General features: G+C 66.4%; 19 protein-coding genes. 8 read left to right on the forward strand and 11 right to left on the reverse strand.

What is annotated here, in order from left to right; all coding sequences use genetic code 11:
- Window positions 1-63 precede the first annotated feature (63 nt).
- Window positions 64-1,071: a lipoyl synthase gene (gene lipA / locus QMG72_RS12240; protein WP_226773305.1), complete on the reverse strand. Its 1,008-nt coding sequence runs from the start codon at window positions 1,069-1,071 to the stop codon at window positions 64-66.
- Entirely contained in the window at window positions 1,068-1,736 is a 669-nt protein-coding gene (lipB, locus tag QMG72_RS12245) for a lipoyl(octanoyl) transferase LipB (protein ID WP_226773304.1), read from the reverse strand. Before lipB ends, lipA begins: the two co-directional genes overlap by 4 nt.
- A gap of 107 nt (window positions 1,737-1,843) precedes the next feature.
- Between lipB and QMG72_RS12250 the strand changes: the two genes are divergently transcribed.
- Complete coding sequence (locus QMG72_RS12250) at window positions 1,844-3,496, forward strand: serine/threonine-protein kinase (RefSeq protein ID WP_283480653.1); 1,653 nt, start codon at window positions 1,844-1,846, stop codon at window positions 3,494-3,496.
- A gap of 16 nt (window positions 3,497-3,512) precedes the next feature.
- Here QMG72_RS12250 and QMG72_RS12255 read toward each other — a convergent pair whose 3' ends face one another.
- Window positions 3,513-4,415 (reverse strand): TIGR01777 family oxidoreductase, encoded by a 903-nt coding sequence (locus QMG72_RS12255; protein ID WP_226773302.1) that lies wholly within the window; start codon window positions 4,413-4,415, stop codon window positions 3,513-3,515.
- A 74-nt stretch (window positions 4,416-4,489) separates the two neighbouring features.
- Here QMG72_RS12255 and QMG72_RS12260 point away from each other — a divergent pair, with 74 nt between their 5' ends.
- A complete protein-coding gene (locus tag QMG72_RS12260; protein ID WP_283480655.1) occupies window positions 4,490-8,047 on the forward strand; it encodes a S41 family peptidase in 3,558 nt (1,185 codons plus the stop codon).
- An 85-nt stretch (window positions 8,048-8,132) separates the two neighbouring features.
- Here the strand turns inward: QMG72_RS12260 and QMG72_RS12265 are convergent, their stop codons facing one another.
- The 5 genes from QMG72_RS12265 to QMG72_RS12285 form a co-directional block, all read right to left on the reverse strand.
- Entirely contained in the window at window positions 8,133-8,561 is a 429-nt protein-coding gene (locus tag QMG72_RS12265) for an OsmC family protein (RefSeq protein ID WP_226773300.1), read from the reverse strand.
- Window positions 8,562-8,817: 256 nt separating this feature from the next.
- Complete coding sequence (locus QMG72_RS12270) at window positions 8,818-9,168, reverse strand: hypothetical protein (protein WP_226773299.1); 351 nt, start codon at window positions 9,166-9,168, stop codon at window positions 8,818-8,820.
- A 168-nt stretch (window positions 9,169-9,336) separates the two neighbouring features.
- The gene (gene sucB / locus QMG72_RS12275) at window positions 9,337-11,115 is read right to left on the reverse strand and encodes a 2-oxoglutarate dehydrogenase, E2 component, dihydrolipoamide succinyltransferase (protein WP_283480658.1); all 1,779 of its coding nucleotides are present in this window, start codon (window positions 11,113-11,115) and stop codon (window positions 9,337-9,339) included.
- A 126-nt stretch (window positions 11,116-11,241) separates the two neighbouring features.
- Window positions 11,242-12,627 carry a dihydrolipoyl dehydrogenase gene (gene lpdA / locus QMG72_RS12280; RefSeq protein ID WP_226773248.1) on the reverse strand — a complete coding sequence of 462 codons (1,386 nt, stop codon included), beginning with the start codon at window positions 12,625-12,627 and terminating at the stop codon, window positions 11,242-11,244.
- A gap of 257 nt (window positions 12,628-12,884) precedes the next feature.
- On the reverse strand, window positions 12,885-14,411 hold the full coding sequence (locus QMG72_RS12285; protein ID WP_283480659.1) for a leucyl aminopeptidase: 1,527 nt from the start codon (window positions 14,409-14,411) through the stop codon (window positions 12,885-12,887).
- Between the two features lie 292 nt (window positions 14,412-14,703).
- Here QMG72_RS12285 and QMG72_RS12290 point away from each other — a divergent pair, with 292 nt between their 5' ends.
- The 4 genes from QMG72_RS12290 to QMG72_RS12305 all read left to right on the forward strand — a co-directional run bounded on the left by QMG72_RS12290 (window position 14,704) and on the right by QMG72_RS12305 (window position 20,077).
- Window positions 14,704-15,642 carry a proteasome assembly chaperone family protein gene (locus QMG72_RS12290; RefSeq protein WP_282359848.1) on the forward strand — a complete coding sequence of 313 codons (939 nt, stop codon included), beginning with the start codon at window positions 14,704-14,706 and terminating at the stop codon, window positions 15,640-15,642.
- A 35-nt stretch (window positions 15,643-15,677) separates the two neighbouring features.
- Window positions 15,678-17,009, forward strand: coding sequence for an MFS transporter (locus QMG72_RS12295; RefSeq protein WP_226773245.1), 1,332 nt, complete (start codon window positions 15,678-15,680; stop codon window positions 17,007-17,009).
- A gap of 92 nt (window positions 17,010-17,101) precedes the next feature.
- A complete protein-coding gene (locus tag QMG72_RS12300; RefSeq protein ID WP_226773244.1) occupies window positions 17,102-18,421 on the forward strand; it encodes a DUF4192 family protein in 1,320 nt (439 codons plus the stop codon).
- A gap of 327 nt (window positions 18,422-18,748) precedes the next feature.
- Window positions 18,749-20,077 carry an RNA polymerase sigma factor gene (locus QMG72_RS12305; protein ID WP_226773243.1) on the forward strand — a complete coding sequence of 443 codons (1,329 nt, stop codon included), beginning with the start codon at window positions 18,749-18,751 and terminating at the stop codon, window positions 20,075-20,077.
- 197 nt (window positions 20,078-20,274) lie between these two features.
- Here the strand turns inward: QMG72_RS12305 and QMG72_RS12310 are convergent, their stop codons facing one another.
- Window positions 20,275-20,496 carry a DUF7455 domain-containing protein gene (locus QMG72_RS12310; protein WP_160666415.1) on the reverse strand — a complete coding sequence of 74 codons (222 nt, stop codon included), beginning with the start codon at window positions 20,494-20,496 and terminating at the stop codon, window positions 20,275-20,277.
- A 237-nt stretch (window positions 20,497-20,733) separates the two neighbouring features.
- Here QMG72_RS12310 and QMG72_RS12315 point away from each other — a divergent pair, with 237 nt between their 5' ends.
- A complete protein-coding gene (locus tag QMG72_RS12315; RefSeq protein ID WP_226773242.1) occupies window positions 20,734-22,842 on the forward strand; it encodes a DNA gyrase/topoisomerase IV subunit B in 2,109 nt (702 codons plus the stop codon).
- A 57-nt stretch (window positions 22,843-22,899) separates the two neighbouring features.
- Here QMG72_RS12315 and QMG72_RS12320 read toward each other — a convergent pair whose 3' ends face one another.
- Together QMG72_RS12320 and QMG72_RS12325 are read right to left on the reverse strand one after the other, a co-directional pair.
- Window positions 22,900-23,889, reverse strand: a complete 990-nt coding sequence (locus tag QMG72_RS12320; RefSeq protein WP_226773241.1) for a M56 family metallopeptidase — start codon at window positions 23,887-23,889, stop codon at window positions 22,900-22,902.
- Window positions 23,890-23,895: 6 nt separating this feature from the next.
- Window positions 23,896-24,282, reverse strand: a complete 387-nt coding sequence (locus QMG72_RS12325; protein ID WP_226773240.1) for a BlaI/MecI/CopY family transcriptional regulator — start codon at window positions 24,280-24,282, stop codon at window positions 23,896-23,898.
- A gap of 331 nt (window positions 24,283-24,613) precedes the next feature.
- On the opposite strand from QMG72_RS12325, the gene QMG72_RS12330 reads away from it, so the two are divergent.
- Complete coding sequence (locus tag QMG72_RS12330; protein WP_226773239.1) at window positions 24,614-26,203, forward strand: cytochrome ubiquinol oxidase subunit I; 1,590 nt, start codon at window positions 24,614-24,616, stop codon at window positions 26,201-26,203.
- Window positions 26,204-26,218: the final 15 nt, after the last annotated feature.

A 26,218-nucleotide genomic window follows, 5' to 3' on the forward strand; every position in this document is an offset into this window, starting at 1 on the left:
GCCGGAGGGCCGGACGCCGGATTTCCCCGGTGCCGGCCGTGAACGGCCTTCGTCGGCGCTGGCTCAGGAATGCGCCGCGAGCAGCGAGCTGGCTTCCTGGCGGGTGCTGCCGGAGCTCTCGATGTGGGCGAGCGCGGCCGGGATTTCCCAGCCCTTTTTGCGCATCGCGGTGGCCCAGAGCCGGCCGGCCCGGTACGAGGAACGCACCAGCGGTCCACTCATCACACCGAGGAAACCGATCTCGTCGGCCTCCTGCTGCAGGTCCACGAACTCCTGCGGCTTGACCCACCGGTCCACCGGGAGGTGCCGTTCGGACGGGCGCAGGTACTGGGTGATGGTGATCAGGTCGCAGCCGGCATCGTGCAGGTCACGCAGCGCCTCGGAGATCTCCTCGCGGGTCTCGCCCATGCCCAGGATCAGGTTGGACTTCGTCACCATGCCGAGCTTGCGGCCCTGCGTGATAACATCCAGCGAGCGTTCGTAGCGGAAAGCCGGACGGATGCGCTTGAAAATCCGCGGGACGGTCTCAACGTTGTGGGCAAACACCTCTGGCTTGGAGTCACAGATCGCAGCAATGTGCTCGGGCTTGCCGGAGAAATCCGGGATCAGGAGTTCGACGCCGGTGCCCGGGTTGAGTTCGTGGATCTTGCGGACCGTTTCGGCGTAGAGCCAGACGCCCTCATCGGCGAGGTCATCGCGGGCGACCCCCGTGACGGTGGCATAGCGGAGCTGCATCGCCAGGACCGAGCGGGCCACCTTGGTTGGTTCGAAAACATCCACAGGGGAGGGCTTGCCGGTGTCGATCTGGCAGAAGTCGCAGCGCCTGGTGCACTCGGAGCCACCGATCAGGAAAGTTGCTTCTTTGTCTTCCCAGCACTCGAAGATGTTGGGGCAGCCGGCCTCTTCACACACGGTGTGGAGGCCTTCCTTTTTGACGAGCTTCTTGAGCTGCACAAACTCCGGGCCCATCTGGACCTTGGCCTTGATCCATTCCGGCTTGCGTTCCACCGGGGTGGCCGCATTGCGCTGCTCGATACGCAGCATTTTCCGGCCTTCTGGTGCCAGGGTCACAGTAGAGCTCCTTCATGGGTTGCAACTAGCGCTTCTTCATTGTTGCGCAGTTCTTCGATGATCCGCGACACGAGGTCGGCGGGGGAGACGTCCCGGCCCGTCTCCTGCGAGATCGTGGTGACGCCGGCGTCGCTGATGCCGCAGGCAACGATCTGGCCGTAGGGGGCGAGATCGTTATTGCAGTTGATGGCGAAGCCGTGCATCGTGACGCCCTCGTGGACACGGATGCCGATCGCCGCGATTTTGCGCGCCGGTCCGTTCCGGTCCTGCTCGATCCAGACCCCGGCGCGGCCCTTGATCCGGACGGCATTGATTCCGTAGTCGGCCAGGACGGCGATGATCACAGCCTCCAGCCGTTCCACATAATCGCGGATGCCGGCTTTGTTCCTGAGTTTGATAACGGGGTAGCCGATGAGCTGCCCGGGCCCGTGCCAGGTGAGCTTGCCGCCACGGTCCACGGGAACCACCGGGGTGCCGTCAAACGGGCGTTCGTGGTCTTCGGTGCGTTTACCCGCGGTATAAACGGCGGCGTGTTCAAGCAACAGGACCGTACTGGGTGCGGTTCCGGCGAGGACCCGCTGATGGAGGTTGCGCTGGATGTCCCAGCCTCGGGCATATTCGACGAATTCCGGGGCGAAACCCAGGCGGGAGAACTCAAGAGCCATGGCATCCAGCTTAGACCCCGGCCGCCCCGGGCGCCGATTCTGTGTCGAATCTCTCGCTCCTGTGGATAACTTCTGCAGGATTCTGCGGTCTGCGCTATTCCTAGACTATGGAAGATCACACCTGGTCTGGCACGTGTGCCCCGGCGGTTCCCGGATACGACGTCGGCCGCTGCCTGGGGCGCGGGGGCAATGCCACGGTGTGGCTGGTCAATGAACAGTCCACCGGACGCGAGTTCGCTCTGAAGTGCTTTGATGCCGGCGACGGCCTTGGCCCAAGTGAGATGGAGAACGCGGTCCGGCGCGAGATCCGGATACTCTCCGTCCTGGATCACGGGCACCTGGTGAAGGCACACGGTGTTGTCCGGCTGGACGGCGCGGCGGACGGCAGCCTGGGGCTGACGATGGACTACGCGGCGGGCGGCTCACTGGGGCAGCTTGTGGCCGGACGGGGAACGTTGGGGCCGGGGGAGACTGTGACGGTGCTGACGCCGATTGCCCAGGCCCTCGCCTACCTGCACGGTCTTGGTTTCACCCACGGTGATGTTTCACCGGGCAACGTGCTGTTCACGGCGCACGGTAAACCGCTGCTGGCTGATCTGGGGGTAGCGCGTATGGTTGCCGACGCGAGGGCTGTGGCCGGGGCCGGGACCGCGGGCTTCAGCGACCCGGCGCCGGTTGACGCCGTCCGGGCCGGACTGCAGCCGGGGCGCGACGTCTATTCGCTCGCCGCCCTGGGCTGGTACTGCCTGACCGGACACCCGCCCCAGCCCGGACCGCAGCGGCCGCCGCTTCCGTTGCTTGTTCCCGGGGTTCCGCCGGCGCTGGCAGCAGCGCTGGAATCCGGACTTCACGAGGACCGCAGGCTTCGGCCCTCCGCCGGCGAACTGGCGGCCGCCGTTCATCGCAGCGCCGGGGCGGCGCCGGTGGACCTCTCGGTCTCGGTCCACCCCACGGTCCTTCCCCAGCTGCTGACCCGCCGCACCCTGCCCGGCACGGCACGGGAGCGCCGCGTGGAACAGCTCCGGTCCCTGCCGGGCCGCTTCCGCCGCGCACCTCTCGCCGCGACTTATCCGGCTGCGCGGCACTCGGCACGCCGCGCACCCGGGGGACGTGCGCCCGGGGGCCGCGCCTCTGGCGGCCGTGCGTCTCGGGGAAGAGTCTTCCGGACCGCCGCCGCGGTACTGGCCGTCGCCGCGGTACTGGCCGTCGCCGCGGCCCTGGCCGGAGCGTGGGGTTTCGCCGGGCTTTGGGCTCCGATTCCCGGGTTTCCCCGTTCAGATGCCGGGGTGGTCCGGGACCCGGCGCCTGCATCCGCCGCGGCGGACGGGGGAACTGCTGCGGTTCCCCCGGATGTGACGGCACAGCTCGCTTCGCCGGATCCCGGAGTCGCCGTCCTGGGGCTGGCGAGGCTCCGCTCGCTGGCGTTCAGCTCGGGCGACTTCCTGCTGCTGGAGCAGGTCAATGTGCCGGGATCGACAGCGGCCGTGGCGGATATCCGGATCAGTGCCCGGCTTAAGGAATCGGGCCGGGTGCTGGCCGGGTTCAGCACCGTCCTGACCCGGGTGGCCACGGAATCAGGCAGCGGCTCCGCCCGTGCGGTGGTGGCCGTCACCGCGAGTACACCCCCCTACCAGGAGCGCGGCGCCGACGGCGCGGTCCTGGCCGAGGCCGGCGCAGGGCCGGAGCAACGGCTTCGGCTGGTACTCGCGCCGGTGGCCGGACACTGGCGTCTGCAGGATGTCCTCGACGGATCCGGCTAGCGTGCGTCCGCGCTAGTCAGGACGTGCGGCCCGATCCTGCTACCCAGGCTGCGGCCTGGGCCAACGAGGGATGCTGCCAGGCAAAACCGGCCTCGCTCAGCGCCGCCGGTTCCATCCGCTGACTGGCGAGCAGCAGTTCGTCGGCGAGTTGGCCCATGACCAGGCGCAGCACCGGCGCGGGGACGCGGAGCAACGCGGGGCGGTGCAGGGCCGCAGCCAGTTGCGCGATCAGCGAGTTTACATCCGCGCTCTCCGGGGCGCACAGGTTCACCGGCCCGGACAGCGGGCTGTCCAGCAGGAACGCATAGGCGCCGGCAACATCCGGGAGCGTCACCCAGGGCCAGTACTGCCGGCCGTTGCCCAGCGGTCCACCCACGCCCAGGCGCAGCAGCGGCATAAGCCTGCCCAGGGCTCCACCCGAACGGCTCAAAACGACGCCGGTGCGTGGCGTGAGCACCCGGACGCCAGCCGGAGCCTCGTGCGCCGCTGCCTCCCAGTCGACGCAGATGCGGGCGAGCACTCCGCTGCCGGCGGGGGCGTTCTCCCGGAGCACAGCCGGTCCCGCGTTGCCGTAATAGCCGGAGGCCGACTGGCTCAGGAAGACCGCCGGGGGAGTGTCAAGGCGGCCCATGGCCGCAGTCAGTGTCCTGGTGGCCCCCAGCCGCGAGCTGCGGAGTTCGTTGATGCGCGACCGGGTCCAGGGCCGGTCGCCGATGCCGGCACCGGAGAGATTGATGACGGCGTCGGCGCCTTTCAGCGCGGTGTCATCAATACGGCCTTCGCCGGGGTTCCATTGGAACTCGGACGGCGAGTCCGGCGGACGCCTGACCAGCGTGCCGACGTTGTGCCCGGCACTGCGCAGGGTGTGGGAAACCGCTGTTCCGATCAGCCCCGAGGCTCCGGCAATAATGATTCGCATGATCCATCTCACCACGTCCGGCGCAGCGGGGATACCTGCCCGGCTTGCGGGCAGGTCTTGACTATGATCGAACGATGACTTCCTCGAGTTACTTCCGTTTCCCGCATCTGCACGGCGACCTGGTCACCTTCGTGGCCGAAGACGACGTTTGGGTTGCGCCCCTCGGCGGGGGCCGAGCCTGGCGCGTTTCCGCGTTGCAGCTGCCCGCCCGCAACCCCCGCTTCACCCCGGACGGCAAACGGCTGGTGTGGACGGTTGTGCAGGGAACGTCACCGGAAGTCGTCACCGCGGAGGTCGACGGCGGCGGCTACCGCCAATTGAGCTACTTCGGCCACGCCACAACCCGGGTTAAGGGCTTCACCCCCGAGGGCGACGTCCTGGTCACGAGCGCGTTCCGGCAGGCTGACAGCCGCCACACACACGCTTACAGCCTTCCCGTCACCGGCGGCTGGGCCACTGAACTCCCGCTGGGCCCGGTGGAATCCGTCGCCTTCGGCCCGGTCGTCGGCGACGAACGCCCCGTGGTCCTGGCCAGCGTGCTCTCCCGGGAACCGGCCTGGTGGAAGCGCTACCGGGGCGGCGCGGCCGGCAAGTTGTGGATCGACGCCGACGGAAACGGCGAATTCGAACGCCTGGCCGCAGAGCTGGACGGCAACCTCACGGACCCGCTGTGGGTCGACGGCAGGATCGCCTTCCTGTCCGACCACGAGGGCTACGGAAACCTCTACTCCGTGCTGCCAAACGGTTCCGATCTGCGCCGCCACACTGACCACGAGGACTTCTACGTCCGCCACGCTGCAACCGACGGCCGGCGGGTTGTCTTCGAATCGGCCGGTGAGCTCTGGCTGCTGCCGGACCTCGGCGCGGACGCCGTTAAACTCGAGATCTCCCTCGGTTCAGCCTCACAGGCGCGCCGCGGTGTGCCGCTGAAGCCATCACGGCACCTCGGTGACGTGGTTCCGGACCGCACCGGCAGCTCCAGCGCCGTAGAGGCCCACGGCACGCTGCACTGGCTGCGTCACAAGGACGGCCCGTCGCGTGTCCTGGAAGCTACCCCCGGCGTCCGGGCCCGCCTGCCGCGCCCCTTCGGCGCCGGCCGGATCGCCTACGTGGCCGACCACAATGGCGTTGAAGCCCTGTACCTGACGGCCATCGCGGCGCCCTTGAACGCGGGTACGCCGGACGGCGGCACCGTTTCCGGCTCGCAGCAGCCTGCGGGACATTTGCCTGCCGCCGCGCCGCAGGAGAAAGCCGGAACTGGCGGGGAACCCGACGCCGGCCCTGCCCTGCCCCGGCCCGTTTCCGCGGCAGCACTCACCCGACCCGACGCCGTGGCAACGGCAACCGTTCCGGCAGGAGCGGCGGAGGGCCCAGCCGACAACAGCTCCGAGGACACCCCAGCAGTGGTCGACGGAGCCGGCGCAAGGCAGCAGGAACCCGCCCCCCGGCTGACCAGGCTCGACTTCCCCAAAGCGACCCGCGCCCGCGCCATTGAAGCCAGCCCGGACGGCAGCTGGCTCGCCGTCGGCACTGCTTTCGGCGATGTCTACCTTGCCGACACGCGGACCGGCACGCTCGCACTCGTGAGCAGTATCGGTGAAGGCAGTATCGAAGGATTCAGCTGGTCCGCGGACTCGGCCTGGCTGGCCTGGTCCGAGCCGGTCACCTCCTTCGGCTCCCGCAGCCGGCTGCGCATCACGGCAGTCACCAACGCCGCAGCGGATGGCACAAACGCCATCATCGATGTCACCGACGGGCGTTTCTGCGACGAGTCGCCGTCGTTTACCCCCGACGGGAAGTACCTCGCCTTCCTCTCTAACCGCAGCTTCGACCCGGTTTATGACGGACACTCCTTTGACTTGTCCTTCCCAAGCCCGATCAAGCCGTACCTTGTGGCCCTTGCCGCGGAGACCGCCTCGCCCTTTGGACCTAGCGTTGACCTGCCGGAGAGCAGCGTTGCAGGCCCGGCCGACGCCGATGAAAGTGCCGCCAAAGACGTGGTTCCGGCCGTCCGGGTCGACCCGGACGGGCTCGCGCACCGCGTTATCAGCGTGCCGGTGCCGCAGGGAAACTACTCCCACCTGTCCGCCACGGAGGGTGCCCTGCTCTGGCTTGACAGCAAACTCTCCGGCGTGACAGGCGAGGGACGCGCCAGCCTGGAGGACAAGAACGCTGCACCCAGCCTTGTCCGCTTCGACTTCGCGCGCCGCAAAACCACCGTCATCGTGGAAGCCCTGGACAGTTACCGGCTCTCCGGCGACGGGGAGAAGGTGGTGGTCCTGCACGAGAAGCAGATCCGCGTTTCGCCTGCCAACGCCAAGGCTGACGAGGAGTCGGGCCAATTGGTCAAGGTGGACCTCAGCCGCATCCGGGTGAAGCTTGATCCGCTCAGTGTCTGGGGTCAGGCGTTCGACGAAGCCTGGCGGCTGCAGCGCGACTTCTTCTGGACCGAAGACATGGCCGGCCAGGACTGGGACTCGGTGCACGCCCGCTACCGCCCGATCGTGGACCGGCTCGGCTCACACGATGACCTCGTGGATCTGCTCTGGGAGCTCCACGGCGAGTTGGGCACCTCGCACGCTTACGTCCGGCCGGTGGCCGTCACCGAGAACGGCAGCAACGGCCAGGGCCGCCTCGGCGCCGACCTCGCATTCACCGGCGCGGGCTGGCAGATCACGCGAATTCTTGCGGGGGAGTCCTCCGACCCGCTCGCCACCTCGCCGCTGACCCGCCCGGGAGCTGACGCGAAAGCCGGCGACGTGCTGCTCGCGATCGACGGCGTCGAACTCACCGGGGAACGAACCCCCGCCATGGAATTGGTCGGCGCCGCCGGACGCGCCGTTGAACTCACCCTGCGCAACGGCGCCGGGCACGGCGACCGGGCCGGGCAGCAGCGGAGGGTGGCTGTGGTCCCGGTCCGGGACGAGGAAAGGCTGCGCTACCAGGAATGGGTGAGCGCCAACCGCCGGACCGTCCGGCAGGCCTCGCAGGGAACTTTCGGCTACCTGCACATTCCGGACATGATGGCCAACGGCTGGGCCCAGCTGCACCGGGACCTTGATACCGAAACGGCGCTCGACGGGCTGATCGTCGACGTCCGCCGCAACCGTGGCGGACACACCTCCCAGCTTGTCGCCGAACTCATTGGCCGCAAAGTAACCGGCTGGAGCATGCCGCGCGGGGAGAAGCCGCGGACCTACCCGCACCACGCGCCGCGCGGACCCGTGATCATCCTGGCCGATGAATTTGCCGGCTCCGACGGGGACATCATCACCCAGGTTGCCAAACTGCGGGGGATCGGTCCGGTCATCGGCACCCGGACCTGGGGCGGCGTCGTTGGTATCGACAACCGCTTCGCCCTGGCCGACGGCACCGGAGTAACCCAGCCACGCTACGCCAATTGGTTCTCCGGCGGTGTGGGGTGGGGGGTCGAGAACTTCGGCGTCCCGCCGGACATCGAGGTGACCTTCCCGCCGCACGCGTATGCCGCCGGAAACGACCCGCAACTGGAATACGGCATTGGCGCTCTGAAAGAAATGGTCCAGGAGCTGCCGACCGACCGCCCGCCGCTGCGCGAGGGCTACCGCCTTCTCCGGCCGGCCCCGCTGCCGGCCCGTGGGTCGGGCCACTAGGCGGCACGCCCGGGTCGTCCAGCGCCCGACGGCGAAGGCCCCCGTTTCCCTGGCTGGGGAACGGGGGCCTTCGCCGTTGTTCGTGCTAGGAGGCCAGGCTGGCGTCCAGGGTGATCTTGATGCCGGTAAGGGCGGCCGAGACGGGGCAACCGGTCTTGGCGTCCTCGGCAAGGCGCTGGAACTCGTCCTCGGAGATGCCGGGGATCCGGGCGCTGAGGGTCAGATGGCTGCCTGTGATCCCGGTCCCGGGGACAAACGTGACATCCGCCTTGGTGTTGACTTCCTCCGGTGTGTGGCCGGCCTGCGCGACGGCGAGGCTGAAGGCCATGGAGAAACAGGCTGAATGGGCTGCGGCGATGAGCTCTTCCGGGCTTGTCTTGCCCTCGGAGGCCTCCGCGCGCGCCTTCCAGGTGACGTCGAAGTTGCCAAGACCGGAGCTGTCCAGCGTTGTGTTGCCGGCGCCGGTCATCAAGTCGCCGTTCCATACAGTGTGTGCGGTGCGTGTTGCTGCCATGTCCACTCCTCCAGATTGTTCTTTTCCCACAGAACCGGCGAAGAGCCGGATTGTGCCGTCTCCCATCCTAGGGAGTCGGCGCTGACGACGCACCGGTGTCCGCTCTCAGAGGATTGTGACCGCATTTGGGGGTAATGGGCCCGGCGCGTCCAGCGTCCCACGAGGGGTGCCCCGCTGAGGAGTGGGTTAACGAGGACGGCGACGCACCCTTGCGGGTCCGTCGCCGTCGTGGCGTAAGTTGCCTACTGCCTACTGCCTACTGCCAGAGGGTGGCAATGGCCACGTTAAGCAGCGCAAGACCGCCGACGCCGTGGGCGAGTCCCTTGCTGACCTGTTCGCCCTTTTTGTACTGGCGCCTGCCCATAAAGGCCAGGACGCCCACGGCGAGGGCAATGGCGAACTTGATGCCGAGCTTGAAGTAGTTTGCGTCCATGTCCAGGGCCGGGATCAGGCCCAGCATCACGATGCCCGTGACCAGCTGCAGGAGTGCGCCGTCGAACTGGCGGGGATGTACCGTGGGTTTTTTCATCTGGCCGATCCAGATACCAACGATCATGGCCGCGCCAATGATGTGCAGGAAGACCATGATGTTATAAACGATATTCATGGGACCAGTGTAGCCAGAGGATTCTACCGAGTGTAGTAAGGCCCATCCGCCGGAGCGCCGCGCGGCCGGCGGTGGAATCGAAGACGGCGACGGCGGCGCAGGGGAGCGGTGGTTTCCCATCGCTGCCCGCACCGCCGTCGCCGTTGGTGGCCTTAGGCCTGGTGGCTGCTAAAGACCCAGGTCCGCTTCGAAGGCGCCTTCTTCAAGACGTGCCTTGAGCGTCTGCAGGAAGCGCCCCGCGTCAGCGCCGTCCACCAGTCGGTGGTCGTACGTCAGCGAGAGGTACATCATCGAGCGGATGGCCAGCGAATCATCGCCGTTCGCATCGGAGACCACAACGGCCCGCTTGACGATCGCGCCGGTGCCCAGGATGGCTACCTGCGGTTGGTTGATGATCGGAGTGTCAAACAGGGCGCCCACGGAACCGATGTTGGTGATGCTGAAGGTCCCGCCGGAGAGTTCGTCCGGGCCGATCTTGCCGTTGCGGGTGCGATCCGCGACGTCGGCGATTTTGCCGGCCAGGCCGGCAAGGTTCAGGTTGCCGGCGTCGGCAATCACCGGAACCAGTAGGCCCTTGTCCGTGTCTACTGCAATCGCCAGGTGCTCGGCGTTGTGGTAGGTAATCTCCTGCTTGTCCTCGTCATAGGAGGCGTTGACCTTCGGGTGCTGCTTCAGGGCCTCGGCGACAGCCTTGGCGATGAAGGGCAGGAAGGTCAGCTTGGAGCCGTTCTGGGCCTGGAAGGAGTTTTTGGCCTTGGTGCGCAGCTTGGCGACCTTGGTCATATCCACTTCGTGGACCTGGGTCAGCTGAGTGGAGATATCCAGCGACTCACGCATGCGGCGGGCAATGACCTGGCGGATGCGCGGTGCCTTCTGCACGGTGCCGCGCAGCGAGGACAGTTCGGCCGACGGGCGTGCCGCCGGAGCGGCGGCGGGGGCCGGGGCCGGGGCCGGCGTTGACTTGGCTTCTGCTGCCGCCAGCACGTCCTGCTTGCGGATGCGGCCGCCGACGCCGGTCCCGGTCAACGCCGAGATGTCCACGCCGTGCTGGTTGGCCAGCTTGCGGACGAGCGGGGTGACGTAGCCGGACTCCGCGGATGAGGCAGCCGGTGCTTCCTGCTTGGGAGCTTCCTGCTTGGGTGCTTCCTGCTTGGGTGCGGCAGCCGGTGCTTCCTGCTTGGGAGCTTCCTGCTTGGGCGCTTCCTGCTTGGGAGCTTCCTGCTTGGGCGCTTCCTGCTTGGGTGCCGCAGCCGGTGCGGCTTCCTTGGGAGCTTCCTGCTTCGGCGCTTCGGCGGCCTGCGGAGCGGCCGCTGCCGGGGCTGTTGCAGCGGAGCCGATCACGGCCAGGACGGAACCGACCTCGGCCGTTTCGTCCTCGGCGACACGGATTTCCTGCAGGACGCCGGCCACTGGTGACGGGATCTCGGTATCGACCTTGTCAGTGGAAACTTCCAGCAGCGGTTCGTCGACCTCCACTGCGTCGCCGATGCTCTTGAGCCAGCGGGTCACGGTGCCTTCGGTGACGCTCTCGCCCAGGGCGGGAAGGGTGACTTCGTGGCCTTCGCCGTCGGGAGCGGGGGCCGCGGCGGGTGCTTCAGCCTCGGGGGCCGGCGCTTCGGCTGCCGCGGGGGACTCGGGGGCCGCGGCGGGGGCCGGGGCTTCATCGGCGGGGGCCGCGGCGGGCGCTTCGCCCGAACCCGACGAACCGGAACCGTCGCCGATGCGCACGAGCGGTGCGCCGACTTCGGCGGTCTCGTCCTCGGCGACGAGGATTTCCTCGATCACGCCGGCGATCGGAGAGGGGATCTCGGTGTCTACTTTGTCGGTGGAAACCTCGAGCAGCGGCTCGTCCACCTCCACCCGGTCACCTACCTGCTTGAGCCAGCGGGTGACGGTTCCTTCGGTGACACTCTCACCGAGGGCGGGCAAGTTAACGGATTCAGACATGTCGTCCCCGTTCTCCTTATTGATCTTTAGTGCGGATGATTGCTGCCTTGGTCGAGCTTAGTGCACCCGGCATTTTGTGCCGGGTGCACTTCGCCCGAGGTTCTTGCGGTGATGCGGGCGGAACTGTCAGCCGTGCAGGGGCTTGCCGGCCAGAGCCAGGTGGGCTTCGCCCAGGGCCTCGTTCTGGGTCGGGTGGGCGTGGACCAGCTGGGCCACGTCCTCCGGGTAAGCTTCCCAGTTCACGATCAGCTGGGCCTCGCCGATCTGCTCGCCCATGCGGGAGCCGATCATGTGAACGCCGACGACGGGGCCGTCCTTCTGGCGGACCAGCTTCACTAGTCCGCTGGTGCCCAGGATGGAGCTCTTGCCGTTGCCGGCGAGGTTGTATTCCTGGATCTGGACCTGGTCGTCACCGAACTTGGCCTTTGCGGCCTTCTCGGTGTAGCCGACAGTCGCGATTTCCGGCTCGGAGTAGGTGACCTTGGGGATGTTGACGTCCTCGACGACTACCGGCTTCAGGCCGGCGATTTCCTCGGCAACAAAAATGCCCTGCTGGTAGCCGCGGTGCGCCAGCTGCACGCCCGGGACAATGTCCCCGACGGCATAGACGTTGCCGACACCGGTGTGCAGGCGCTCGTTGGTGATAACAAAGCCGCGGTCGATGTTCAGCCCGGCTTCCTCGTAGCCGAGGTTGGCCGTGACGGGGCCGCGTCCGACGGCCACGAGCATAAGGTCCGCCTCGAAGGTCTTGCCGTCCACGAGGGTGACCTTCACGCCGTCGTCGTTCTGCTCGACGCCCTGGAAGAAGGTCCCGGTGGAGAACTTGATGCCGCGCTTCTTGAAGGCACGCTCGAAGGCCTTGACGATCGTGGCGTCCTCGTTGGGAACCAGCGAGGGCAGGCCTTCGATGATGGTGACGTCGACGCCGAAGGACTTCCAGACGGAAGCGAACTCGACGCCGATCACGCCGCCGCCCAGAATGATCGCGCTCTTAGGGATGTAGTCCATGGTGAGGGCTTCGTCGGAGGTGATTACCTTGCCGCCGATTTCCAGCCCCGGCAGGGAACGGGAGTAGGACCCGGTCGCGAGGACGATGTTCTTGCCCTTGTAGGCGGTCCCGTTCACCACGACGGTGTCGGTGCCCTGGAGCTTGCCCTCGCCTTCGATGACGGTGATGGCCTTCTTGGACTTGATCAGACCCTGCAGGCCCTTGTACTTGCCCGCGATGATGCCGTCCTTGTAGGCGTTCACAGCTGTGATGTCGATGCTGTCGAGCGTGACGTTGACGCCGTACTTTGCCGAATCGCGGGCGTGGTCTGCCAGTTCCGCGGAGTGCAGCAGGGCCTTGGTGGGGATACAGCCGTTGTGCAGGCAGGTCCCGCCGAGCTTGCCCTTTTCGATCAGGCCAACGGTAAGGCCGAGCTGAACGGCACGCAGGGCAGTGGCGTAGCCGCCGCTGCCGCCGCCGAGTACCAGGATGTCGAATTCTTGCGCAGTTGCCTGATCGGCCACTAAAACGCTCCCTCGCGTGAACGATGACACGGGAGTACGCATCATCTGGTCTTGGAATGTCCCTGCTGCGATTATGCCAGCGGGGCCGTTCCCTTTCATTTGTGACTACCGCAGTTCACCTTAGCGAACCACTTATACATGCTCCACCTTGCCATGGCGTTTGTGGAGGGCTTGTGTCCAGACTCACGCGCCCTGGTGAGCGGGGCGCCACGCCCTGCTCACCAGGGCGTGTGCCCGCCCGGCGCTGCGTCCGGTGCCTAGCTGGACTTGGCGAGGATGTCCTCGACGTAGGCCACCAGGGTGCGCACGGTAGAGCCGGTGCCCTGTTTGTGGTTATAGCCGTAGGGGCTGCCGTTGTTGAATGACGGCCCGGCGATGTCGATGTGGGCCCACGGAATCTGCTCGCCGTCCTTGCCCTTGCCGACGAATTCGCGCAGGAAGACGGCCGCGGTCATCATGCCGCCGTGGCGTTCGCCGATGTTGGCAATGTCGGCGACCTGTGACTCAAGGCTCGGGCGCAGTTCTTCGGGAAGCGGCATCGGCCAGACGAGCTCGCCGGCGCGGTCAGCTGCGGTCTTGAGCGCGCCGGTGACGGACTCGGAGCCCATCACGCCGGCGGTGCGGTCACCGAGGGCGATGAGCTGCGCCCCGGTGAGTGTGGCGACATCGATGATGGCGTCCGGGTATTCCTGGCTGGCGGCGACGATGCCGTCCGCCATGACCAGACGGCCCTCGGCATCGGTGTTCAGGACTTCGACGGTCTTGCCGCCGAAGATGGTCAGGACGTCGGCGGGACGCTGCGCAGCGCCGGAGGGCATGTTCTCCGCGATGCAGAGCCAGGCGGTGGCCTTGACCGGCAGGCCGAGGCCCGCGATGGCCAGGACGGTGTTCAGTACGACGGCGGCGCCCGCCATGTCGGACTTCATGTCACCCATGCCAAGGTGCGGCTTGAGTGAGATTCCGCCGGTGTCAAAGGTAATGCCCTTGCCCACAAGGGCGATTTTGGCGGTGGCCCTGGCGGGGGAGTATTCGACCTTGACCAGGCGGGGCTGCCGGGTAGAGCCCTTGCCGACGCCGAGGATTCCGCCGAACCCGTCCTTCTCCAGGCGCTTCTCGTCCCAGACGGTTACCTTGACCGGCAGGCCCTTGGACAGGTCCTTGGCTGCTTCCGCAAAGGACTCGGGGAAGAGGTGGCTCGGCGGCTGGTTAACCAGCGAGCGGGTCGCGTTGACGGCCTTGCCGATCAGGGCCGCGCGTTCCAGGACCGCCTTGAGACCCTTGTCTGCGGCAAAATCCGTGGCTATCAGAACGTTTTTCACCGGTTCGTTCAGGCCGTCCGTGGATGAACGGTATTCGGAGAAGGAGTAGGCGCCCATCGCTGCGCCCTCGGCGACGGCGGCAACATCGCCGAGCGAGGTCGTCGGAAACGCCACTGTGACCGTGCCGAGTCCCGCCAGTTGGCGGACCGCCGAGCCGGCGGCGCGGCGGAGGGCTTCCTCGGTGAGCGGCTGCGATGCGGACACTTTTCCGACGCCGGCGAGCACGAGGACTTTCGCCCCTGCCTCGCCCAGGCCCGGGAGGCGGTGGGCCTGGTCCGCTGCGCCGGTGATGCCAAGAACACTCAGTGAGTCCGCGAGGGCTTCGGCGGCCTTGGCGGTCAGGGGGTTGCTCAGCAGGACGGGACCGTCGGCGCCCTGCCCCACTCCGATTACCAGGGCATCGCTGGGGGACTTCTTCAGGTCCCCTGCAACCGCACTAAGTTTGACTTCACTATTCTTGACCACGAGGACAGTCCTCAATTCTTTGAGTTTTTGTGGGCAGGAACCGCATGTTCTTCCGTCCTGCCATGGAACCTGGCCGTTGTCGGTTTGCGACGTAACCCGGGTGTCGCCAAGCCGTCATAAGGCCAGCTCCGATCGTAGTCTCTCCCCGGCGCGGGTGTTCAATTGAATGAGAGCTGCGGCACACCGCGGACAGGAATGAGTACGTGCCACGGCGTGTTGTACCGGATAACAGCGCCGACGCCCTCTTGGCGTGTCCGGCCGCTCCCACAGACTAAGAGGAAAGGAACATGCCGTGTTTGAACGGATCTCTGGCTCCCTGCTGGACCCCGAATCGCTTTATCTGCGTGATGACGCGCTGTTCCACAGCCCGGAACTGCGCGGACTGAACCTCGTGATGGGCTTCACCGGATTTGCCGATGCGGGTCACGTCGTCAGCCAGATCACCGGGGAACTGCTGGACACCCTGGATTCCGGCATTGTCGCCGAATTCGACGCCGACCAACTGATGGACTACCGGAGCCGCCGCCCGCAGATCAGCTTCGTCGAGGACCACCTGCAGGACTATCAGGCGCCGCGCCTTGCCCTCTATCGGCTGGTCGACGGGCTGGGCAGCCCATTCCTGTTCCTTGCCGGATTCGAGCCTGACCTGCAATGGGAGCGGTTTGCACGGGCCGTCATTGGCATCGTCGAGGCGCTTGATGTCAACCTCGTCACCTGGATCCATTCCATTCCCATGCCCGTACCCCACACCCGGCCGGTCGGCGTCACGGTGCACGGCAACCGGCCGGAGCTCATCGAGGGCATCTCGGTGTGGAAGCCCACCGTCGAGGTGCCGGCCGCCATCGGCCACCTCCTGGAACTTCGGCTGACGGAAGCCGGGCGCAACGTCGCCGGCTACGTGATGCACGTCCCGCACTACCTCGCCGAAGCCGAATACCCCACGGCCGCCGTCGCCGGACTCGAATACCTGGGGGCGGCCACCTCGCTGATGCTGCCGGCTGACCGGCTTCGGGAAGCCGGGCGCGAAGTCGGACGCCAGATCGCCCAGCAGATTGACGCTTCCACGGAGGTGCAGCAGGTGGTGTCCCGGCTCGAGACCCGCTATGACGAGAATGCCGAAGGTACCGTACGGCGTTCCCTGCTCGCCGACGAGAATGACCAGCTGCCCAACGCAGATGCCCTTGGCGCCGCCGTTGAGGCCTACCTGGCCCGTAAAGAACCCGGAGAATAAATACGATTTCTCCGTCGACTGGGCATAATGGAGGAGTGACCTCACCCCGCGCTTGGCTGATCTGGATCGTTGGTGTCTTCGCGTACCTCGTGGCGGTCAGCCAGCGCACCTCCTTCGGCGTTGTGGGGCTGGAAGCGACCGAGCGCTTCCATGCCAGCGCTGCCGAAATTTCCTTTTTCACCGTGCTGCAGCTGCTCGTCTACGCAGTCCTGCAGATACCTGTTGGCATTCTTGTGGACCGCTTCGGGTCGCGGGCCATGATCGCCGGCGGCGCAGTCCTGATGGGGCTCGGCCAGCTTCAGTTGGCGTTTGCCGAGAACATCCCGGGAGGGGTGCTGGGCCGGGTACTGGTCGGCGCCGGGGACGCGATGACGTTCATCTCGGTGATCCGGTTGATCCCGATCTGGTTTCCGCCCACCCGCGTCCCGCTGCTCACCCAGCTGACCGGAATGTCAGGCCAGCTTGGCCAGCTGTTCAGTGTGGTGCCGTTCGCTATGATCCTGCACCTCGCCGGCTGGACCCCCGCATTCCTGACGCTGGCGTCCATGTCAGCACTCGCCACGGTGCTTGTGCTGGTCCTGCTTCAGGACCTGCCACCCGGGCACCCCGCACCGCAGCCGAGCCAGGGCCTGCGCGCCACGGGGGTCAGCCTGTCGCACGCGTGGCGGCAGCCCGGCACCCGGTTGGGCCTCTGGAGCCACTTCACCGTCCAGTTCAGCGGTACCGTCTTCGCCATGACCTGGGGCTACCCGTTCCTGATCTCTGCCCAGGGCCTGGAAACCCCGACAGTGTCGGCGCTGCTGACCCTCTACGTGGCAGCGGCCATCGCCGCCGGACCGGTGATGGGCAGCTTCGTTGCCCGCCACCCGCTGCGGCGGTCCACCATGGTGCTGCTGATTTCCGCGGCCACTGCTGCGGCTTGGGCAGCTGTGCTGCTGATCCCGGGGCGCTCCCCGTTGTGGCTGCTGGCCGGACTGGTGGTGGTACTCGCCATCGGCGGCCCCGGTTCCATGATTGGCTTCGACTTCGCCCGCACGTTCAACCCGGCGCACCGGATCGGCACCGCCACCGGGATCGTGAATGTGGGCGGCTTTATCGCCTCCCTGATTGCGATCTACTTGATTGGCTTGATCCTTGACGTCCTGTACGCGACCGGATTCTCCCGCGGCGAGCTGTACGGGCTCGATCCCTTCCGGATCGCCTTGAGCGTGCAGTTCCTGCTGCTGGCAGGCGGGGCAGGCGCCATTGTGATCATCCGCCGCAAGGTGCGCAGGCAGATGGCGGCACAGGGCGTTGTGGTCCGGCCGCTGCTGCGGGCACTCGCCGAGCAGCGCAGGCTCAGCGCGGAGCGTCGCCGCACACCCTGACCGCCAGCAGCTGCGCGGTTCGCCCGTGCGGGTTGTCCACATACGGGCAGGCGCCACTAACGCGGGACCGCGCGTACCGCGAGGCTGGTTGGATGAAAGCACCCGATGACCTGAAAATATCCGGCCCGGAGGACATCCTCGGGTTTATCCCGCATTCCCTTGGCTACTGGCCAGCCCACAGCCTCGTCGCCATAACAATGCAGGGCAAAAGGCTCGGAGCAACGCTGCGGGTAGACCTCCCCGGGAGCGCCGGCGGCCCCGGCAGGTCCGGCCCTGTCCGCCCGGTGGCCTTTGCCCGGACCGTGGCGTCCTACCTGGCGGCCGACGACGCGGCGGACGGCTCGCTGCTTGCGTTCTTTACCGAAACGGACGGCGACGGCGCGCGGTGGGCTCCGCTGCTGGCTGAACTGGAGGACGCGCTGGCCGGCGCCGGAATGCCGGTACGGGATGCCTGGCTGGTCGGTTCCGGTTACTGGCGCAACGCCTACTGCCTCGACCCGTTGTGCTGCGCACCACCGGGACGTCCCGTGGAGGAAATCAGGAACAGCCGGCTTAACGCCGAGATGGTCTTCCGCGGCAGTACCGTCGGCCCGGCGCCCGGCACCACCTCATCCCGGTCGCGGACGGGCGCGCCTGACCCTGCGGTGCTGGAAGCCCAGCGTGGCTGGGCGCGGCAGTTCGCCGCCCGCACCCGGGACAAGCTCCAGTTCAGCCAGGTCCTGGCAGTGTGGACGCAGGTGATAGCCGCCCCGGCGCCCGGGCCCACACTCGCGGCGGGGCTCACCGGCTACCTCCGCGCCTCCCTGTGCGTTCCGTCCTGGCGTGACGCGGTGCTGGTAATGGCGGCGGCAGGGCAGGCGGCCGCGGAACGCGGTGCCGAGGACTTCGGTGTTTTTGCGGCCGCGGCGGCCTGCTCTCCGCCGGCAACCCTGTGTGCGACGCGGGCGCCGGCGCCCTTGCCACCGCTGGAAGGCTTTCCCGGCGAACGACAAAGCCGGAGGCCGGAACCCGACGGTGGACAGCGGCCGGACCAGGAAAGCCGCGGCGGGGGAGCCGGCCGTGAGCGTCCCGCGCAGCAACTGCAGGAGCTGCCAGGCTACGGCGAGATCCTCCTTGGGCTGGCACCCCAGCTGCCCGACTGGGCCGCGATGGCAGGCCTGGACCGGGTCCTGGAGCAGCTGGCTGCGGGCGGAGGCGAAGCCGCCGCCGCCGCACTCACCGGGCAGGGCTGGATTGAATGGTGCCGAGGCAAAGGGTCCTTTGCCGATGCGCTTTTCAGCCGGGCCACCGAGGAACATCCCGGATACCGCCTGGCGGAACTACTGGCGGAACTTGTCCGCCGCGGAACGCTGTGTGGCTGGGCGGGACGACGGGAGACAGCCTGGCAGCGTTTCGCGCCGGACGGCACCTGAGGCCCGCCGGTACCGGGCACCGGGGCGAAACCGAGGCTCCGGCTGTGACAGTGGCACGGTACCGGCGGCAGAAAACCATTCCGGGTGCCCTGCGGGTCCGTGCCGATTTCGAAATTCGTGAGACAATGGTTGCCGAGACCCGGTTGGGTCCGTGTATTAGGTGCTCGTTATGGACCTTGGAAACAGGGAACATTACGGTCGCTCCAGGAGTTCTACTCAGTGGCTCTGCTGGACGTGATCGCATCTGATGTCAAACACGGACTTGACAGGGTCATAGTGGTGTTGCCCGTATGGTGATTCCACAGACCGCCGCTAGAAAGGTTTTCTGTGACCCCGTCTTCCGCGAAGAAGGAACCCGCCGACCAGGCCGTATTGTCTCCCGAGGAGAAGAAGGCGGCGACGAGCGCCAAGCGCGCCGCCACCCGCGCCGCCAACAAGGCTGTCAAAGACGCCGCCTCGGCCGATGGCGACAGCACCGAGTCGGCAGTCGCCAAGCCTGAGCCCAAAAAGCGCGGGCCCAAGCCCGGCGCTAAGGCCGCGGCCCAAGCCGCCGGCAAAGCCGCGAACGGCGACGATGATGAGGACGCCGAGGTAGACCTCGACGACGCCGCGGTCGAGGCCGTTGAGATCGGTGAAGACGGCGAGGAGATCCCGGCCAAGGCAGCAGCCGCTACCGGCTCCGGCTTTGTCTACTCCGACGCCGACGACGACGACGCACCCGTGCAGCAGGTTATGTCTGCCGGCGCCACCGCCGACCCCGTTAAGGACTACCTGAAGCAGATCGGCAAGGTCGCCCTGCTGAACGCCGAGCAGGAAGTCGACCTGGCCCTGCGCATCGAGGCTGGCCTCTTTGCCGAGGAAAAGATCAACGCCGACGACGGAAGCATGGATCCGAAACTCAAGCGCGAGTTCGAATTCGTCATCCACGACGGCAAGCGGGCCAAGAACCACCTGCTGGAGGCAAACCTCCGCCTCGTGGTATCGCTGGCCAAACGCTACACCGGCCGCGGCATGCTGTTTCTGGACCTGATCCAGGAAGGCAACCTGGGCTTGATCCGCGCAGTCGAGAAGTTCGACTACACCAAGGGCTTTAAGTTCTCCACCTACGCCACCTGGTGGATCCGCCAGGCGATTACCCGGGCCATGGCCGACCAGGCCCGCACCATCCGCATCCCGGTGCACATGGTGGAAGTCATCAACAAACTGGCCCGCGTGCAGCGCCAGATGCTGCAGGACCTCGGCCGCGAACCAACTCCGGAAGAGCTGGCCCTGGAACTGGACATGACACCCGAGAAGGTTGTTGAAGTCCAGAAGTACGGCCGCGAGCCGATCTCCCTGCACACACCGCTGGGCGAAGACGGCGATTCGGAATTCGGGGACCTCATCGAGGACTCCGAGGCAGTCGTCCCCGCCGACGCGGTCAGCTTCACCCTCCTGCAGGAACAGCTCCACTCGGTACTGGACACCCTCTCCGAGCGCGAGGCCGGTGTGGTGGCGATGCGCTTTGGCCTCACCGACGGACAGCCGAAGACTTTAGACGAGATCGGAAAGGTCTACGGCGTCACGCGTGAGCGGATCCGACAGATTGAATCCAAGACGATGTCCAAGCTACGGCACCCGTCCCGGTCCCAGGTCCTCCGGGACTACCTGGACTAAGGACAAACGCAGCAACGCGGAGTCGCACCCGGCCCGGCATCCACCAGGATGGGGCCGGACGCGGCTCCGCGTTGATCGTTAAGCTTAGTGGTCGTTGAGCGCGTGGTGGTCTCTGCCGCGACGAACGCTAAGACCAAGATGGCCCCTCCGAATCCGGAGGGGCCATTTCTTGCTGGTCTAGTCGACCGGGTGCTGGTCTAGTCGACGGGGACCGGCGGCTTCTCGTGAAGGCGGCCGGTCTCATCGTGCCAGTCTGAGCTGAGCGGCCGTAGCGTCGGCTCCACGGCGCGGGCGTGGTGGCCGCAGAAAAGCAGCTCACCCCCGGAGGCGCCGAGAACAACCCGGACATATGCCTGTGCTCCGCAACGATCGCACCGGTCAACGGTGCTCAGTGTGCGGTCCGCAACTGCTGTTGTCATGTTCGGCCTCCTTGGTAGATCGGTATACCTATATAACCAGCATTCGCAGCGAATCCATGGCTTGGATGGCACACTTTCGCTGTACGCGTATCACGTCTCGGTAACGCCCGTCGGAGCTTCGGGCTGTTGGGAGTGGCAGCACGCCGGCGGAGGGCACTCCGGCTAGGCTAGCAAGAGCGTCTAACAGCTTTGCCCGTCCGACGGCGACGGTCCCGTCCCTGAAGGAGTCCCCGCCCCGTGGCACCAAGTTCTGACTACACCGCCAGGCATTTGTCCGTGCTGGAGGGCCTGGAAGCGGTTCGAAAGCGCCCCGGCATGTATATCGGTTCGACAGACTCCCGCGGATTGATGCACTGCCTGTGGGAAATCATCGACAACTCCGTCGACGAGGCACTTGCCGGCTTCGGCCACGACATCAAAATCATCCTGCACGCGGACAACTCCGTGGAGATCCACGACGACGGACGCGGCGTGCCGGTGGATATCGAACCGAAGACCGGACTCAGTGGCGTTGAAGTTGTGTTTACCAAGCTGCACGCCGGCGGAAAATTCGGCGGCGGGTCCTACACCGCGTCCGGCGGATTGCACGGCGTCGGCGCGTCAGTGGTAAATGCCCTTTCGTCCCGGCTGGACGTGGAAGTCGACCGCGGCGGCAAGACCTACAAGATGTCCTTCCGCCGGGGTGAGCCGGGCCGCTTTAAAGACAACGGCAGCAGGCTCGATCCGGCGTCCGTCTTCGCGCCATTCCTTGATGGCTCCGTCCTGGACGTTGTGGGCAAAGCCAAGCGCGGCGTCACGGGCACCCGGATCCGCTACTGGGCGGACCGGCAGATCTTCACCCCGGACGCCAAATTCTCCTACGACGAACTTGCGGACCGCGCCCGCCAGACGTCCTTCCTGGTCCCCGGGCTCAAGCTCACCGTCCGGGACGAGCGCAAAGTCCCCGGCACCCCGGGGGAGTCCGGCGCACATGAGGAAGTCTTCCACCACGACGGCGGCCTCTCCGAATTCGTCGAATTCCTCGCCGCGGACCCCGCCGTCACCGACGTCTGGCGGCTGCACGGTGCCGGCAAATTCAAGGAAACGGTCCCGGTCATTGATGAGAAGGGCCATAGTCAGCTCACCGAGGTCGAACGGGACTGCGAAGTCGATGTCGCCCTCCGGTGGGGCATCGGTTACGACAGTACCGTGCGCACTTTCGTCAACATCATCTCCACACCCAAGGGCGGCACCCACCAGTCGGGCTTCGAGCAGGCGCTGCTCAAAACCTTCCGGAAGGCCGTAGAATCCAACGCCCGGAAGCTTAAGGCCGGCAACGACAAGATCGAGAAGGACGACATTTTCGCCGGTCTAACCGCCGTCCTGACGGTCAGGCTGGCAGAGCCGCAGTTCGAGGGCCAGACCAAGGAGATCCTGGGCACCTCCGCCGTGCGCGCGATCGTCGCCAAAGTCGTGGAGCAGGAGATCAACGCCAAGCTCACCTCGTCCCAGCGCAATGACAAGGCCCAGTCAGCGCTGCTGCTGGAAAAAGTCGTCAGCGAGATGAAATCGCGGATCTCCGCGCGGGTGCACAAGGAAACCCAGCGCCGCAAGAACGCCCTGGAAACCTCCTCCATGCCCACCAAGCTGGCGGACTGCCGCACGGACGACGTCGCACGTTCCGAGCTCTTTATCGTGGAAGGCGATTCGGCACTCGGAACCGCCAAGCTGGCCAGGTCCTCCGACTTCCAGGCGCTGCTCCCCATCCGCGGCAAGATCCTCAACGTTCAAAAGGCCTCGGTGGGTGATATGCTCTCCAACGCCGAATGCGCGGCCCTCATCCAGGTGGTCGGTGCAGGCTCCGGCCGCAGCTTCGACATCAGCGCCGCCCGCTATGGCAAGGTCATTCTGATGACCGACGCCGACGTCGACGGTGCGCACATCCGGACCCTCCTGCTGACCCTGTTCTTCCGCTACATGCGCCCGATGATCGATGAGGGCCGCGTGTTCGCCGCCGTCCCGCCGCTGCACCGGGTGGAGGTCATCAACGCCGGCCAGAAGGCGAACGAGATGATCTACACCTACTCCGAAGCCGAGCTGCATTCCCTGCTGGCCCGGCTCGCCAAGGAAGGCAAACGCTACAAGGAGCCGATCCAGCGGTACAAGGGCCTGGGCGAGATGGACGCGGAGCAGTTGGCGGAGACCACTATGGACCCGCGGCACCGCACCCTGCGCAAGGTGGGAATCGAGAACGCCAAGCACGCTGAGGAAACCTTCGACCTGCTGATGGGATCCGACGTCGCGCCCCGTAAGGACTTCATCATTGCCGGCGCTGCGAGCCTGGACCGGGAGCGCATCGACGCCTGACGCCCCTGCCGGCGTACAACAGCCCGGCGGCGGAGCGGCCACGGTCAACCGCGGTGGTCAGCCCAGCAGGCCGGGGACAATCAGCAACGCTGTCGGCGCCGTCAGCAGCACCAGGCAGATTGCCAGGACGCCGGCCCGCAGCGGTTGCGGCAGGGGCGGCTGCGGCGCAAGCAACCGGCTGACTCGGGACGCCGTTGCCCGGGCGGAACCGGCGCCTCCGGTGGCACCGGGCTGCCCGGTTTCGACGTCGGAGAGCTCCGGTTCGCTAAAAGCCAACCGGCCGCCTGCGGCGCCGGGTGACCCGCTGGCCACAATCGCGATGGCCTTGATCAGGGTCGCCCTGCTCTCGGTCTTCAGCGCGACGTCGTCGGCAAGCATCTCGATCAGGGAACTGACCGCTTCCTGCGCCAGACGGGTGGTAGGCAGCCAGGGAAGGGCCTGCCGCCAGGCCGCAAAGGCCCAGAGCAGCAGGTGGTGGCGCTGGTCCAGATGGGCGTTCTCGTGGTTCAGGACCGCACGCAACTCCGCCGGCTCCAAAGCCGCCATCAATCCGTCGGAGAGGACGGTGACCGAGCGGGCCCCGCCCGGCAGGCAATACGCAACGGGGGAGTCGACATTGATCACCATGGTCCGCGGACCGTCAACGGAAGGTGAGGCCAGCAACTCCAGCAGTTCGCGGTGCCGGCGCCGCTGGCGCTGGATTTTGTAGTAGGTCAGCAGCAGCGTGAACACAAGGTGCGCCGAGAGCAGGGCCGCTGCCGAGAGCGCAAAAATGTGCCAAAACCCCAACGCCGTTGTCGGCGCGTTGTTGAAGACGATCCGGGCCAGAGCCCTCAGGCCGGCCAATAGATTGTCTCCGACCGGCTCCAGCCCGTAAACCAGCATGGCTCCGATCATCGACAGGCCGCCCGCCAGTGCGATGGTCTGCCAGAGCAGCATGGCCGTGAACGGGGAGCGCGCCGGCCACTGGGCGTGCGAGAGCAGGATAGGCACCGGCCAGGCCAGCACTATCGCAAGGACCGCCAGAAACCATGAGGTCCAGAACATCGGGCGCTAGCTGAGCCCCAGCAGCTTGCGCAGCGTTTCTGCCTCGGTGTCCGTGACCGAACCAATAAACCTGGCGAGCACGGCCTCGCGGTCCGGCGCGGACCCCAGAACCTCGTGCATCAGCTCAGCGGTGTGGTCCTCGCGGCTGGAGACGGCCTGGTAGCGGTGCGGACGGGTGCCGCGTTCCCGCTCGACAAGGCCCTTGCGCTCCAGCCGGGAAAGTACTGTCAGAACCGTCGTAACGGCCAGATCCTTGCCCTCGTGCCCCCTGGCGCCGTTTTCGGCGCGTGTGCTTTGTGCCAGCAGATCCCGCAGGGTGTTTGCTGTGGCAGCCTCGTGGCCCGCCCAGAGCAGGTCCATCACTGCCCGTTCCAGTTCACCGAGACTAGCCATTCCGTACGTCCTTTGTCAGTGCCGCTGCGGCGATCCAGCCTGCAGGGCGTTCCATCAATGCTGTGGTCTTAAATTTACCGTGTTTTGCGGATAGTTTCTACATGAGGTAGAAGACTTCGGCCGGGCGTGTCGCAGGCCGGAGTCGATCAGGGGCCATCCGGCGCAGCCGGGGACACCGCAGGCGCGGCGTTTCCCGTGCTCAGGCGCCATTGCGGCTCGTTCCGTGGCGTGCAACGCTGGGTGCAGCGAGCTGATGATTTGTTCTACACTTTGTAGAAGAAGTTTTCTACATCATGTAGAAGTTGCCCGCTCAGCACAGTTAGGGACTGCCTTGGACGCTTTGGAAATCGCACGCTGGCAATTCGGAATCACCACTGTCTACCACTTTATGATGGTGCCGCTGACGATCGGGCTGGGCCTTGTGGTCGCCGTGATCCAGACGATGTGGCACCGGACCGGCAAACCGGAGTACCTCCGGATGACCAAGTTCTGGGGCAAGCTCTTCCTGATCAACTTCATCATGGGCGTCGCCACCGGCATTGTGCAGGAATTCCAGTTCGGCATGGCGTGGAGTGAGTACAGCCGCTTTGTGGGCGACGTTTTCGGCGCACCGCTGGCCCTCGAAGCCCTGCTGGCGTTTTTTGTGGAATCGACGTTCCTGGGCCTGTGGATCTTTGGCTGGAAGCAACTCAAGCCCGCCGTGCACCTTGCCTGCCTCTGGATCGCCGTGATCGGATCGGTCTTCTCCGCCTATTTCATCATCGTGGCGAACAGTTGGATGCAGCACCCGGTCGGCGTGGAGATGATCAACGGCCGTCCGGTGATGACCGACGCCTGGGCGGTCTTTACCAACAACACCGCCCTGGTTGCTGTCCCGCACACCCTCTTCGGCGCCCTGGCCGTCGCCGGGGCTTTCCTGCTGGGCATCGCCTGGTACCACTTGTGGCGCCGCCGCCACGATGGGATCGACGCCGTCGATGCCGATGGAAGGGTGATTCCCGGCGAGGCCGCCATCCCCGGCCGGGACCGCACCGACCACGCCGTCTGGATCCGTTCATTGCGGATCGGCGCCGTCGTCGCCATGATTTCCTTCGCCGGCACCGCCATCACCGGAGATCTGCAGGGGAAGCTGATGTTCGAGCAGCAGCCCATGAAGATGGCCGCCGCCGAGGCGGCCTGCCACGACGGCACCGGGTTCTCCATCCTCAGCGTCGGAAACGTCGGCTCCAAAAACTGCGATGACGTAGTCGCCGTGATCGAGGTCCCCGGAATCCTGTCCTTCCTCGCCAAGGGGGACTTCACCACCGAGGTCAAGGGCGTAAACAGCCTGCTTGACCAGTACAAGGCCGACTACGGGACCAATTTGCCGGACAACCCGATCTATGGGGACCGCGCCGGCCAGGAGATCCAGTACGTTCCGGTCATGGAGGTTACCTACTGGGGCTTCCGGATGATGATCGGTTTCGGCGGAGCGGCGGCCCTGGCCGCCCTCGCTGCACTGTGGATCACCCGCAAAGGGACAGTGCCCGCCTCCCGCGGCCTGATGCGGCTTGCCGTGTTCGGGATCCTGGCACCATTCGGGGCCAACGCCGCCGGCTGGATCTTCACCGAAATGGGCCGCCAGCCTTTTGTTGTCGCCCCCAACCCGGATCCCAGCGGGATCGACCAGGTCTTTATGTTCACGGCCGCGGCCGTCTCACCGGGCGTCTCTGCCGGTGAGCTCCTGACCTCGCTTGTGGTGCTGACCGCCGTGTACGCGGTGTTGCTGGTGGTGGAAGTCAAGCTGCTGGTCACGTATATCCGGGGCGGGGTGGTCTCGGCCATGCCCGAGCTCGCCCACGTTCCCGATGACCATGACTCGGCGCCGGGCGGCCCGGGCACGCCCGGGGATGCCGACGACGTCCTGGCTTTCGCCTACTAAGCCTTCGCTCCCCAA

It is taken from the genome of Pseudarthrobacter sp. PH31-O2, assembly GCF_030063265.1.
Lineage (GTDB): Bacteria > Actinomycetota > Actinomycetes > Actinomycetales > Micrococcaceae > Arthrobacter.